General features: G+C 42.4%; 14 protein-coding genes. 6 read left to right on the forward strand and 8 right to left on the reverse strand.

Translation table 11 applies throughout. The features are described from left to right. Positions 1-419: 419 nt before the first annotated feature. Positions 420-596, forward strand: coding sequence for a hypothetical protein (locus tag HQQ94_RS16360; protein WP_173295413.1), 177 nt, complete (start codon positions 420-422; stop codon positions 594-596). A 30-nt stretch (positions 597-626) separates the two neighbouring features. On the opposite strand, the gene guaA is transcribed toward HQQ94_RS16360, so the two are convergent. Both guaA and guaB read right to left on the reverse strand, forming a co-directional pair. Continuing rightward, positions 627-2,204, reverse strand: coding sequence for a glutamine-hydrolyzing GMP synthase (gene guaA / locus HQQ94_RS16365; RefSeq protein ID WP_173295414.1), 1,578 nt, complete (start codon positions 2,202-2,204; stop codon positions 627-629). Between the two features lie 128 nt (positions 2,205-2,332). Next, the gene (guaB, locus tag HQQ94_RS16370; RefSeq protein ID WP_173295415.1) at positions 2,333-3,805 is read right to left on the reverse strand and encodes an IMP dehydrogenase; all 1,473 of its coding nucleotides are present in this window, start codon (positions 3,803-3,805) and stop codon (positions 2,333-2,335) included. A 121-nt stretch (positions 3,806-3,926) separates the two neighbouring features. Here guaB and xseA point away from each other — a divergent pair, with 121 nt between their 5' ends. Next, positions 3,927-5,255 carry an exodeoxyribonuclease VII large subunit gene (gene xseA, locus HQQ94_RS16375; protein WP_173296680.1) on the forward strand — a complete coding sequence of 443 codons (1,329 nt, stop codon included), beginning with the start codon at positions 3,927-3,929 and terminating at the stop codon, positions 5,253-5,255. A 387-nt stretch (positions 5,256-5,642) separates the two neighbouring features. On the opposite strand, the gene HQQ94_RS22650 is transcribed toward xseA, so the two are convergent. The 5 genes from HQQ94_RS22650 to HQQ94_RS16395 form a co-directional block, all read right to left on the reverse strand. Beyond that, positions 5,643-5,927, reverse strand: a complete 285-nt coding sequence (locus HQQ94_RS22650; RefSeq protein ID WP_254304082.1) for a 2TM domain-containing protein — start codon at positions 5,925-5,927, stop codon at positions 5,643-5,645. Between the two features lie 78 nt (positions 5,928-6,005). Continuing rightward, the gene (locus HQQ94_RS22655; protein ID WP_309247253.1) at positions 6,006-6,113 is read right to left on the reverse strand and encodes a helix-turn-helix transcriptional regulator; all 108 of its coding nucleotides are present in this window, start codon (positions 6,111-6,113) and stop codon (positions 6,006-6,008) included. Positions 6,114-6,580: 467 nt separating this feature from the next. Beyond that, on the reverse strand, positions 6,581-7,126 hold the full coding sequence (locus HQQ94_RS16385) for a hypothetical protein (RefSeq protein WP_173295416.1): 546 nt from the start codon (positions 7,124-7,126) through the stop codon (positions 6,581-6,583). Positions 7,127-7,780: 654 nt separating this feature from the next. Next, a complete protein-coding gene (locus HQQ94_RS16390; RefSeq protein ID WP_173295417.1) occupies positions 7,781-8,104 on the reverse strand; it encodes a hypothetical protein in 324 nt (107 codons plus the stop codon). Then, positions 8,094-8,495: a hypothetical protein gene (locus tag HQQ94_RS16395; RefSeq protein ID WP_173295418.1), complete on the reverse strand. Its 402-nt coding sequence runs from the start codon at positions 8,493-8,495 to the stop codon at positions 8,094-8,096. The genes HQQ94_RS16390 and HQQ94_RS16395 overlap by 11 nt, the downstream gene beginning before the upstream one ends. Positions 8,496-9,078: 583 nt before the next feature. Between HQQ94_RS16395 and HQQ94_RS16400 the strand changes: the two genes are divergently transcribed. Together HQQ94_RS16400 and HQQ94_RS16405 are read left to right on the forward strand one after the other, a co-directional pair. Further along, positions 9,079-9,555 (forward strand): N-acetyltransferase, encoded by a 477-nt coding sequence (locus HQQ94_RS16400; protein WP_173295419.1) that lies wholly within the window; start codon positions 9,079-9,081, stop codon positions 9,553-9,555. Between the two features lie 315 nt (positions 9,556-9,870). After that, a complete protein-coding gene (locus tag HQQ94_RS16405; RefSeq protein WP_173295420.1) occupies positions 9,871-10,668 on the forward strand; it encodes a ribonuclease H family protein in 798 nt (265 codons plus the stop codon). Here HQQ94_RS16405 and HQQ94_RS16410 read toward each other — a convergent pair. Next, positions 10,665-11,099 (reverse strand): GNAT family N-acetyltransferase, encoded by a 435-nt coding sequence (locus HQQ94_RS16410; RefSeq protein ID WP_173295421.1) that lies wholly within the window; start codon positions 11,097-11,099, stop codon positions 10,665-10,667. The two genes, HQQ94_RS16405 and HQQ94_RS16410, sit on opposite strands and share 4 nt — an antisense overlap. A gap of 186 nt (positions 11,100-11,285) precedes the next feature. Between HQQ94_RS16410 and HQQ94_RS16415 the strand changes: the two genes are divergently transcribed. Continuing rightward, on the forward strand, positions 11,286-11,681 hold the full coding sequence (locus tag HQQ94_RS16415; protein ID WP_173295422.1) for an LETM1 domain-containing protein: 396 nt from the start codon (positions 11,286-11,288) through the stop codon (positions 11,679-11,681). Positions 11,682-11,830: 149 nt separating this feature from the next. Further along, on the forward strand, positions 11,831-13,189 hold the full coding sequence (locus HQQ94_RS16420) for a M17 family metallopeptidase (protein WP_173295423.1): 1,359 nt from the start codon (positions 11,831-11,833) through the stop codon (positions 13,187-13,189). Positions 13,190-13,278 lie beyond the last annotated feature (89 nt).

Genomic DNA, 13,278 nt, shown 5'->3' on the forward strand with positions numbered 1-13,278 from the left:
ACTTCGATAGCGAATCGACTTGTGTAACTCTGAAAAAAAACATCTGCTCATTACAGACTTAAAGCACGCTTTCTCCCTTCGCAATATTAAGCGCTTTTGGCAACTTAATACTCCACCAGACTTGATGCTGATGGTCAGCTTGGTTTTATCCTCCACACCATTACTGGGCTTCACAGGCCGAGCCTTACTCACTACTACGGATTCATCTGCCACCTCACACCAACATTTCCCTTGAGTCACCTCTTGGGATAATGCCTCCAGCCCTTATCACTGGAACTGATGCCAGGCTTCCCCAGTTACTGCACTGGCTCCCTATAAGGTATTCCACCCTCAAACACACTATTAGTCTGACTAAGTATTGGGCTTCGCGCTATTTTGCACGCTCACCCACCAATAGTGCCGAAACAGGTTACGGTTAGTTGTGTACACCTCACTTCCTATGGCTTCCTTCAGACCCTGCCGTTAGCCAGCAACGCCCTTGCCATTCGGATTATCTTCCCCTTAGTCAGGGTGATACAGGTTTCTTTCAACCTGCTGGGTTTGCCAGCTTCGCTGGGCAAACAAAAAAGGCTAACGTATTAAATACGTTAGCCTGAATACATCACTGATTAATTACTTAAAAGTGATTATTCCCATTCAATTGTTGCAGGTGGCTTACCTGATATGTCATAAACCACACGCGAAATCCCATCAATTTCATTAATAATACGGTTCGATACACGCCCCAGAAACTCATAAGGAAGGTGTGCCCAATGTGCAGTCATAAAATCAATGGTCTCAACCGCACGTAGCGATACCACCCAATCATATTTACGTCCATCACCCATCACACCCACAGATCGTACCGGTAAGAAAACGGTAAATGCTTGGCTGACTTTATTATAAAGATCTGCTTTGTGCAGCTCTTCAATAAAAATAGCATCAGCAAGACGAAGTAGATCGCAATACTCTTTTTTCACTTCACCTAATACGCGCACACCTAAACCCGGTCCTGGGAATGGATGGCGATAAAGCATATTATAAGGCAGCCCTAACTCTAGGCCAATTTTACGCACTTCATCTTTAAACAATTCACGTAACGGCTCAACAAGGCCCATTTCCATATCATCTGGCAGACCACCAACATTGTGATGTGATTTAATCACATGGGCTTTACCCGTTGCGCTACCTGCTGATTCGATAACATCAGGATAAATAGTCCCTTGAGCTAGCCATTTCGCATTAGCACATTTCTTAGATTCTTCATCGAAAATATCAACAAAAACATGACCGATAATTTTACGTTTAGCTTCAGGATCAGCTTCACCCTCCATCGCGTCAAGAAAACGGTTTTCTGCATCAACATGGACAATCTTAAGTCCAAAGTGATCGCCAAACATCTCCATGACTTGCTCAGCTTCATTCAAACGAAGTAAGCCATTATCAACAAACACACAGGTTAATTTGTCGCCAATAGCACGATGAAGCAACATGGCAACGACAGAAGAGTCGACCCCGCCTGATAAGCCTAAGATAACTTCATCGTCACCAATCTGCAGTTTTAACTTTTCAATGGCATCTTCAATGATCGATGCAGGTTTCCAGTTCGCTTCACACTGACAGATATCCAACGTGAAATGCTCAAGCATACGCTTACCTTGGCGAGTGTGGGTCACTTCTGGATGAAACTGCACTCCATAGAATTTTTTATCTTCGTTGGCCATCGCAGCGAATGGGCATGTTTCAGTGCTCGCAAGAGTCACGAATCCCTCAGGTATTGCTGAGACTTTATCACCGTGGCTCATCCATACATCTAGCAGAGGTTTACCTGAATCACTGATCGCATCTTCAATACTTTTGAATAATTCAGACGATCTCTGAATTTCAACCTGTGCGTAACCAAACTCCCCTTCACCAACCCCTTGAATAACCTTGCCACCGAGCTGCTCAGACATGGTCTGCATACCGTAACAGATCCCAAGAACAGGGATCCCAGCGTTAAATACATACTCTGGCGCACGAGGTGAATCTTCAGCAGTCACACTTTCAGGACCGCCAGCTAAGATGATGCCATTAGGCGCGAACGCTTTAATTTGCGCTTCGGAAACATCCCACGCCCATAACTCACAATAAACCCCGATTTCACGAATACGGCGGGCGATGAGTTGAGTGTACTGCGAACCAAAATCTAAGATCAGGATCTTATGCTCATGAATATTGCTCATGGGGAAACCTTTATTTTATCTAAATACTCGTATCAGTTTTATCGATATTAGGACTAAAACTGACCAGAAAATGGATTAACAAAGGAGCGGAAAACTCCGCTCCTTTTAATCATTTTTTATCCATCAAATTATGAACCAAAACTGTAGTTTGGCGCTTCTTTACTCATGGTCACATCATGAACATGAGATTCCCCCATACCAGCGGAGGTAATTTTGACAAATTCCGCTTTTTCATTCAGCTCTTTAATGGTCGCACACCCGGTGAGGCCCATGCATGAACGTAAACCGCCCATGTGCTGATGGATGATTTCTTTGAGCTTACCTTTGTAAGCAACACGGCCTTCAATCCCTTCTGGCACAAGCTTATCAGCCGCGTTATCACTTTGAAAATAACGATCAGAAGAACCTTGAGTTTGCGTCATCGCACCCAGTGACCCCATACCACGGTATGATTTATAAGCGCGGCCATTATGAAGTTCGGTTTCACCGGGGGCTTCATCAGTGCCAGCAAACATAGATCCTGCCATGATGCATGATGCACCTGCAGCTAATGCTTTCGCTAAATCACCAGAAAAACGAATGCCACCATCGGCAATAACAGGAATATTGAGGTGTTTAACCGCTGCTGCCGCATCTGAAACAGCCGTGATCTGCGGCACACCTACACCAGTAACAATACGAGTGGTACAGATAGAACCAGGACCAATACCCACTTTGACAGCATTAACACCTGCATCAACCAAAGCAAGGGCACCTTCAGCCGTAGCTACGTTACCACCCACAATCTGCAGATCTGGATATTTAGCACGAGTGTCACGAATACGTTGTAATACTCCCTCTGAATGACCGTGTGAAGAGTCAATGAGCAAAATATCAACACCAGCCGCCACGAGCGCATCAACACGCGCTTCGTTACCAGGCCCTGCACCTACTGCAGCACCAACGCGAAGACGACCTAACTCGTCTTTACACGCATTAGGTTTACGTTCAGCCTTTTGGAAATCTTTGACTGTGATGAGGCCCTTTAGCTTAAAGTTAACATCAACCACTAGCACCTTTTCAACACGATGAGAATGCATCAGTGTTTGTACTTCATCTAACTTAGTGCCTTCAAGGACGGTGACGAGACGATCTTTTGGTGTCATAACTTTATCAACAGTACGACTCCAATCGGTGATGAAGCGCACGTCGCGGCCGGTAATAATCCCCACCAGTTCATGAGCATCATTAACAACGGGATAGCCGGCAAAACCATTTTTCTCGGTCAACACTTTAAGTTCATCAAGGGTGGTCGCAGGCGTTACCGTGACAGGCTGTTGCACAATACCCGCTTCGTAAATTTTAACCTTACGAACTTCTTGGGCTTGTTGCTCAATCGTCATATTCTTATGAATGAAGCCAAGCCCCCCTTCTTGCGCTATCGCAATAGCTAAGCGAGCTTCAGTTACAGTATCCATAGCAGCAGACACTATGGGAGTATTCAGTTCTATTGTATTCGTCAGACGGGTCTTAAGCACCGCAGTATTAGGGAGAACGGTAGAGTGCGCTGGAACCAGCAATACGTCATCAAAAGTTAACGCTTCTTTTTTTAATCTTAACATGCAACATCTCCCCAAGAGATTAGATAATAAAGGTGAAAATATTGCGGCGAGATTATACCTTGCATATCTTGCTCGGTAAATGGAAAATAGGAAAAAAAGAGCCATGAAGCGTGAAAAATCGATGCAAATGCCAAAAAATAATGTTTATACCGTCTCACGTCTCAATGGCGAAGTCCGTCAGTTACTCGAAGGCGAGCTAGGTAAAGTGTGGCTTAATGCTGAAATATCAAATTTTTCCGCTCCTAGCTCAGGGCACTGGTATTTAACCCTCAAAGACCATTTCGCTCAAATTCGCTGCGCGATGTTTAAAGGCAAAAACCGCTCTGTTACCTTTAAACCCATTAATGGCCAACAGGTACTGGTGAAAGGTTCGATCAGTGTCTACGAACCTAGAGGTGACTACCAACTTATTATTGAGTCTATGTTACCTGCAGGTGACGGCATGCTAGCGCAGCAATATGAAGCATTGAAAATCAAACTCGCAGCTGAGGGGCTCTTTGCTACCAACACCAAACGTCCGCTTCCTAGCAATATTAATAAAATTGGTGTTATCACGTCAGCTACAGGCGCTGCCCTTAGAGATGTACTTCATGTTTTAGCCAGACGCGATCCCTCTATTGAGGTGGTGGTCTATCCCACTCAAGTACAGGGCGAGAGTGCAGTCAAGCTTATTTGCCGCGCCATCACACTGGCCAATACCAGACAAGAGGTCGATGTATTGTTACTCACCCGTGGTGGTGGCTCGCTGGAAGACCTGTGGTGCTTTAACAGTGAAGAACTCGCGCACACCATTTACAACAGCGCTATCCCCCTTGTTTCTGCCGTTGGCCATGAAGTGGACACCAGTATCAGTGATTATGTCGCCGATGTCAGAGCCCCGACTCCATCAGCTGGCGCCGAACTGCTATCCAAAGATGCCGATGATAAAGCCAACAAACTGATGGTAAACCTGGCTCGACTCAAGCAAAGTTGGCAGCATTATCAACTAAAAATAACTCAAAAAGCCAACACATTAGAACACCGCTTACACCGACAAGATCCTAAACGCAGGCTAGAGCAATTTGAACAACGCTTCGATGAAATGCAATTACGCCTTAATGCCGCCCTTAGCACAAGATTACACCAACTGGCATCAAAGCAGCAGAACTTAAGCCACAGACTCAACCAGCAATCACCGGAGCACCGATTAACACTTGAATCAACACGACTCGACTACCTGACAACACGTTTAAATGAAACCATGAAAGGCAAGCTACATGATGCCAAAATGAGCCTTAAAAACAGTGCCCATCAACTGCAAACTGTCAGCCCTTTGGCCACCTTAAGTCGGGGTTACAGCATCACCCAAAACGAATCTGGCAAGGTGTTATTAAGCTCAAAAGAAGTTCAGACAGGTGAAATACTCACGACATGTTTACTCGATGGCAAGCTTCGCTCAACAGTGCTTTAACACCTTGCCGAAACACAAGTTTCGAGTCTCTTGCGGGTTGGGTTCATTGGGCTTTATTGCTTGAAGCTGGCTTAATGTCTAGATACTTCTGGCGAGACGCTGTAAAGCCATCTAACCCCAAGGATGGAGGAAATGCCATATCTTATACGGAATAAAATATGGCATGGACACTTTACGGTTTCAAATAACATTCCCTGTTACAATGCCAGTTCGACATCAATGTCTCTCCCTCAGAGAGTCTCACTGCGTGAAACTTCGCCTTGAAACCGAAACTCGCAGCTGTATATCCCCCCTTATCAAAGCCAAAGCATCATTGCTTCGATTTAGCTTTAGTCATTGCTGACCTCGTTTGTGGACAAACAATTGACTAACTTATCGGATAACAAATTATAATTTTCTACCCAAACGTTTTTCTACCTGCTTTTTTTCCCAATCAGGGCCAAAAAAGTTTAGTATTTCAAAGGCACTTAATCCATGACATACAATACCAACACCCCAACCCATTGCTGGCCACCATGCCCATATATAACTAGGATTTGTTATCAAATTAATGACAAAGAGTAGTGCCATTACGGACACATAAGAGATCACATTAGAATAAAAACTCTTTATTTCTCTAACTTGTTCTAATACTATTTTTTCATCAGTGGTAACTTTTATTTCATCGTTCATTTGTGGCTCCATTTGAAGGTCAGCTACTTGGATTTCAAATACAGCAGCTAAAAATTTCAAAGACTCAAGGCCCGCATTTTATCCACGCTCAATTCTTTGGATTGTTCTTACACTTAAACCACTGAGTTGAGACAAATGCTCTTGCGACCAACCGCGTTGCAATCTTAACTTCCTAACGATCATCATTTAATCCTTTCTGCTGTTTCGATAAATACTAGCTACCACAAACAATCATTGTAACGTCATAAAGCTGACACGAACATGACAGCCTTTAATTTTCAACAAGTTATGACTAATGTATTTTATACATAACGCCCCTAGTGTCGGCGAGATAATTGAGTCCCAAAGGCGAACATACCTAAAGTTGGTGATTTGCTTTCAGACTTAGGCGGCTGGTACCAAAAAATAACAGGTGAGCAAGGTCATCTGTTATTTTTTATTGCTTCATCAAAGCAGACTTGATGATAACGACACCAATAACTCCTAATAAGACATCGGTAACTTTATCAATTGAGCTAAAAGACGTTTTAATGATTTTTTAGGTTTTGTTATGGGCTTTTTCCTTACCGTTTCACACACAATTTTGTCGTTTTACTTTTATTCTTATTTATATCAGACTTTATTTATCACCCCACAAAAAACATGTATTTTAATTATAATTGTATAATATCATCGCTTATCACCTTTCTTTCGCCCCGCAATTTAATTTTAGTTTTATCTAACGCTCGTGCTGTTGTTCTAGACGCTTTTAATTCTCTAGTCCTCTGTAAATGTCCCGCATCAACTCCATTTCTGTATGTACGCCACACCTGATCATTATGAAACCTTTCCTTAAGCTCATTCATATTACCACCGTGGCTTTGTGGTTTTAGTACATTAGCATTGACGGCACCTTCTATCTGACTCTGTATTATGTCAATCTCGTTACCAGCCGTATCTAAATCCACTTGATTCGGGGTATCGACCATATTGGGCATGCGTATTTGTCCCAACTCTATACGTCTCTCTTGAATACGAGCTTGCTGGTTTCCTTGAGCCATCAATTGGATGCTCGATTTTGAAAAAAGGTTGACCCCAGAAACTTTCTGTCGATTATCCACAAACCCAACACCTTGCTTACCGTTACTTTTCTTCTGAGCAACTGAATTAGCAACCGCTCTACTTTTATTCTCTTTAGGTTTTTCTATTTGCTCATACATATTTCAAACCTTTTGAATTGGCTTTAACATGGCTGCATGAAGCACCATGGAGGTTATTTTGGCTATCTTTGTATCATTTTATGGTCTTTTAACTGCCCGATTAAGTGTTGAAAGCGCCATTCAGATGCAAACTAGGGTTAGAGTGTTGAGCTAAATCTCAACAATAATAAAGCTAAAGTTTACTTGCTTATCGGTATTGCTGAGATCTAACTGCCACCCTTGTAAAGATTAGACGTCGTCAAGACGTTGTGACACTTTTTTATTAAAATGTTGAAATAGTGCATTACTATACTGCTACTACAAAAAGTGTGCACACAATAACCATAATGTTAAATACGAGCTGTTTTACGACATTTATCTCTGCTTTGGCTGATCTGAAAAATGATTGAGTGAAGAGCTATCACCCACCACTAATGTCGTATACACAATAGTAATGTGACATCTGATTGCATGTATTATGAACCGACGCCTACAGGGGTAATGTGGACCAACCTATGAAATGGTCGCAAAAACCCTATGACATATTTATGCACCATTTGAATGCTGGATAAGGTATAAAGTGTTGCGCTTCATGTGGCGGAGGGGGTTAAATCCGATCGAAGAGTGGCCTGAACTAGCAAGTATTTAGGCCACAGGCTCAACCATCTTACAGCTTTATATTTTGGGAGCTTTCTTCATAAATTGATTAACCATGTTTTCGGCCATCCAGCCATGCGCACCAACAAACGCAAGTAATATGCAATCTTTCAAAGCAAAAGGTTTAGATGCTAATATATCTGCGTATGTCCCAATAACAAGAAGGCTACCTATGAACACAGTTGCCCACATACGGAAGCTAGATATATCACTAGCTCCCCTGTCCTTAACAAAGAGAAAATAGGCTACGTTAAATGCAAGAAGAACAGTTAATGCCCAGAAAATAGAAAGCTTCTGAGTGTCTGATACCTGAATAATAAATTCACCTAAATTAATTTCCATTCTGATTACCTTCTGTTTCTACTGTTTCTTTTGTTTCATTAATTATTACTTTCTGAGACTCCCCCTCAATACCGCCATATATCCAGAGAGGACGATCATCACTGGCCTTTAAGTCATTTACAGATTCGACTTGATACCATACATTTGCACCTGAAAAGCCCCCATAAGTCTTTTTACCTATGATTCTCACCTGACTGTTCTGTACCGTACTCTCAACTTCCCCCCCTACAAATAGGTTAAACAGTCCATGTGGTGGGGCATCTCTGACTGGTGAAGTTGATACAATAGTCCCATTTGCATTCAAAGGCTTAGCCCCCCTATCCAACTCCACTTTAACGTTTGCGCTGACGCCACAAGATACAATCATTAACATAAGTATTGTCTTTTTCATGAGCCATCCTATTAGGTCAAAATATAACTCGTATCTATGGTATAAAAGCTGATATTTTTTTAGCTAAACCATAAGTGCTAGCACTAAGCTGCTTTATGTTATCAATCAACGCAGCTTGCTTAAGGTTAGAGTTCTTAGCATTTTCGACTTCTATAATTATTTCTTCCAACTGTGAAGTAGTCCCCCCGAACTGTGTTATCTGTTCATCAGAAAGGTCTCCAATGCGTTTAACTCACTTTTATATTCCGCCTTAATTTTTTCGTCGGAAATTATGATGTAGTCTTCCAATATATCTTAGAACGAAATGGGGTTATGACACCTTTCCTGCCAGGCAAGTATAGTCTTTATGCGCACAATAAAATAAATGTCAACACAACAAAGCGCTTCATATCGAACACTAAACCTAAGGCACACGACCTTGCTAAGTCATTGCTCATTTAGCAAAAAATTAAAAACCTGAAGGAAAGGACTGTATTTTATAGGAGACTTTTGCATATCCCAAACAGGCCATTTCTGCTTTGCATTGAAAGATTAAGTTGATAAAATGTTGTTGATATATATCAAGATTAAGGCTGAACCTCCTATGATAAAAAAACTTGACCATGCCAATGCCGAAGTGGCAAATCAAATTTTCACTGTTTTTCAACATTCGTATAAAATTGAAGCTCAACTGATCGGCACGCTTGATTTCCCACCACTTAAGCGCAGCGCTACACATATCGAGCATTCAACAAGCGTATTTTATGGCTTTAGTGACAATGAAACGCTTGCTGCCGTGATAGAAATAGTCATAAAAGATGGGCATCTCAACATTGATAGTTTAACGGTTGAACCATCGTATTTTAGGCAAGGCATCGCCAATAAATTAATCCGTTATGCTTTAGAAAATATTGATTTTTCAAACGCAACGGTTGAAACTGCGGTGGTCAATATACCTGCCATCGATTTGTACAAGAAACATGGTTTTGTTGAATATAAACGATGGGTGCCCTCTCATGGCATTGAAAAAGTCGCCATGTCGATTCAAGACTCGGCGAACCTAACTCCACAACGCCAATGAACTAAACCAAAAGAAACCTGCTTCTGGGATAATTCATCGTGATTAACGACTGACCTAACATAGACATGAGCTACAACTTTTCGGTAAGGGCTTTAATGTGCTTCAATTCTTGGACAGCATCGCCATAGACCTCTATGTTATCTTCACTGTTAAAATGATCGATATTGTGTAGCATATAATAGTTCATATCAATGTGTCCCTTTATGGTTAACGACTCGGAGCTAAATCACAGTAATAAACGACAAACTATTTGTGCAATGGCCATCATTGAGTGACTATAGATCATTGACAAAAAAGTAGTGAGTAACAAATATCATGGCGAGTAAATATTATGTCGTTTGGGCGGGAAGAAAACCCGGTATTTATACCACTTGGGATGAAGCCAAGCAGCAGGTTGATAAATACCCCAAAGCAAAGTACAAATCATTTAAGACGCAAGCTGAAGCCAAAGCGGCTTTCACCAAAGGCATCAATGCCACTTCATCGGCGAACAAACCCACCAGCACAGCTAACACTCGGTCAACTAACATCAGAACAGTTGCTAAAGGCCCTGTTGCTGATAACGGGGTTACTGATAGCTATGTTGCTGCTAGCTACGACGTGGAAATATACACTGATGGCGGCTGTGAGCCAAATCCTGGTAAAGCAGGATCCGGTGTCGCCATTTACAAGAAAGGCAAACTAACGGAGCTCTGGTACGGTCTTTACAATAGTGATGGTACCAATAATTCAGCCGAATTAAATGCCCTGCACCAAGCATTATTAATCGCTAAGCAAGCCTTAGCTGCCCAGCAAACTGTGCATATTCTCAGTGACTCACAATATTCAATCAATTGCATCACCCTGTGGGCTTATAGTTGGAAGCAAAAAGGGTGGAAGCGAAAAACAGCCGGTGATATTAAAAACTTAGATATTATTCAAGCATCACATGCCTTGTATGAAGAAATTAAAGCTGAACTCACGATCTCTCATGTATCTGCACACGTTGGCATTGAGGGTAATGAACTTGCCGACAGAATGTCTATCTATGCCATAGACAAACAAGACACCGAATTTTGTCGTTACCCTGAGCCGATTGAATTAGCTGCAATACTGAGCTTAAGAACAGGTTAACCTAATCTCATATGCAAAATAGGAAAGGGTTTCCCCATGTCATCGACCGGCGATCGAGACACACATTCAAACCCCATTGATTGGTAAAAGCTAACGGCCTGTGGGTTTTGTTCGTTAACATCAACACTCACAGCGCCTAACGTATCAATGGCGTCGTTAAGTAACAATGTACCAATGCCTTTTCTTCTTGCTTGAGCAAGAAGAAATAACATCTCCACCTTAGTGTCATGCACACCAATAAACCCTAAAATAGCACCAGTGTTATCTTTAACGCATCTCATGATCACGGCGGGGAAGGCTTGTTCTATAATAATAGGCTTAAAAAAATCAATATCTTCGTCACTAAGAAAGTCATGGGTCGCTCTAACTGAGTTTTCCCATACTTCCAACATTTCTGGATAATATTCAGCCAATACATTTTCTACCATCATATTCTCTCATTATCTTTAGCTCTGATAGCTCACACTGCACACAATAACAACTAAACAACGTGTTAACACCAAATAAATACATAATAAAACATAAAAAATAGCATCACTGAACAACAGCTTAAAAAGACAGCTGAAAAAGTAAAGCATATCTATGCCAATGAAACTGCCTATGAGACAATCCATGGTATGAAAGTATACATTTATATTCACAAAGCTCCCATTCGCGTCTTCCGCATCAGTAAGCGTCGTCTATGGTTACGTTTAAAACGTGATCTACTTCTCTTAAAGGAAGCGTTAGCTCAAGAAAAACAAGAGACCAAAGATATGTTGGTCACTTACAAGCGTTACACAAAAAAACAAGCAAGCCATGAAGAATTACGTGAAGCCAATAAACAGTTCGGTGATCTATTAAAAGGCCTCGGCCTGAGTATGTTCGTTGTACTTCCTTTTGCACCGCTTACTATCCCGCTTGTTGTTAAACTAGGAAAAATAGTCGGTGTCGATGTACTTCCCAGCTCATTTAATAATATGAGTGAAAAGAAAAAAAAGAAAATAGCCAATTTATCAAAAAATAAAGAGTAAAAGTCCCCCCTTCTTCACGTAGACATTTTTTGGCCCTACTTTTTGCTACTTTCCCCTTGCTGCAAACCTTGTTACCCTAATAACATGCCCTTGGGTTGGGTATTTTTCCCTCTCTCATTACAACCACTAACAGCGAGATTAAGCCCCATATGAGCGAATTACTGATTTTTGGTGCTTCAGGCACCCCACTTTCTATTCTCCACACCGATGCTTTCGATACATGGTTAGCGGATCAAACATCACAAACAAAAAACTGGTTAGCCACAACTGGCTATAACGGTAAAGGCCTAAGCCTTATCCCAAATGCTAATGGGGAACTGGATCAAGTCATTTTTGTCAGCAGCGATCCTGAGTCATACTGGCTGTGTGGCGATCTTGTCAACCAGCTCCCTAAAGGACTCTATGCCATAAAGGCCACTGATGAACAGATCAAAGTCGCGGCCTTTAGTTGGGGGCTGGGGGCTTACAAGTTTGATCGCTACAAAAAAAATGACCATGCATACCCTACTCTTGTTATTGATAATCAAGAGATTGTTGAGCAAGCAAGTAAAATGGTTCGTTCAATCACTCTGGTGCGTGATCTCGTTAACACCCCCGCTGCCGACATGATGCCACAGCACTTAGCGCAAACGATGCAAGCACTCGCTGCAGAATTTGGGGCTAACGTGACCCAAATTGTCGGTGATGAACTACTCGAAAAAAACTACCCCACAATCCACATGGTCGGTCGAGCCAGTGAAAACGTGCCACGGCTCATTGATCTCACTTGGGGCGATAAGTCTGCACCTAAAGTCACCTTAGTCGGTAAAGGCGTCTGTTTTGATTCCGGCGGCCTAGATTTAAAACCTGGCGCTGGAATGCGCTTCATGAAAAAAGACATGGGGGGAGCTGCTCATGTTATCGGTCTCGCTCATCAGATCATGGCAACCAATTTACCGATCTGTTTGCGGGTACTGGTCCCTGCGGTAGAAAATGCCGTCTCTGCCAATGCATTTCGTCCAGGAGATGTGATTAAAACCCGCAAAGGGATCACAGTTGAAATCGACAATACCGATGCTGAAGGCCGTTTAGTACTGTGTGATGCCCTTGCTGAAGCAAACAATGACCGACCTGAATTGGTCATCGATTTTGCCACCCTCACAGGGGCCATGCGTATTGCTTTAGGCACTGAGCTACCCGGCTTTTTCAGTAACGATGACCAAGTGGCCGCAGAGATGACAGTCTCTGGACTCAAGGTTGAAGATCCGATTTGGCGTATGCCACTGCATAAACCTTATATGGAACTCACTGGCAGTGATATCGCAGATCTGGCTAACTGTGGCAAAGTGCCTTTCGGTGGTGCGATAACGGCTGCACTCTACTTGGAAGCTTTTGTCGATGACGGCATAAGCTGGGCTCATTTCGATGTCATGGCATGGAACAATCGTAAACTGCCAGGGCGTCCAATCGGTGGCGAGGCTTTTGGGGTTCGTGCAGTGTTTGAATACCTACAAACACGCTTTGGCTAGATAGAAGGAAATAACGACATTTAGCAGCATTTAGCAGCATTTAGCAGCATTTAGCAGCATTTAGCGACAAAGCTTAACTTGATTGATAG

This window comes from Shewanella sp. VB17 (assembly GCF_013248905.1).
In the GTDB taxonomy this organism is placed as follows: Bacteria; Pseudomonadota; Gammaproteobacteria; order Enterobacterales; family Shewanellaceae; genus Shewanella.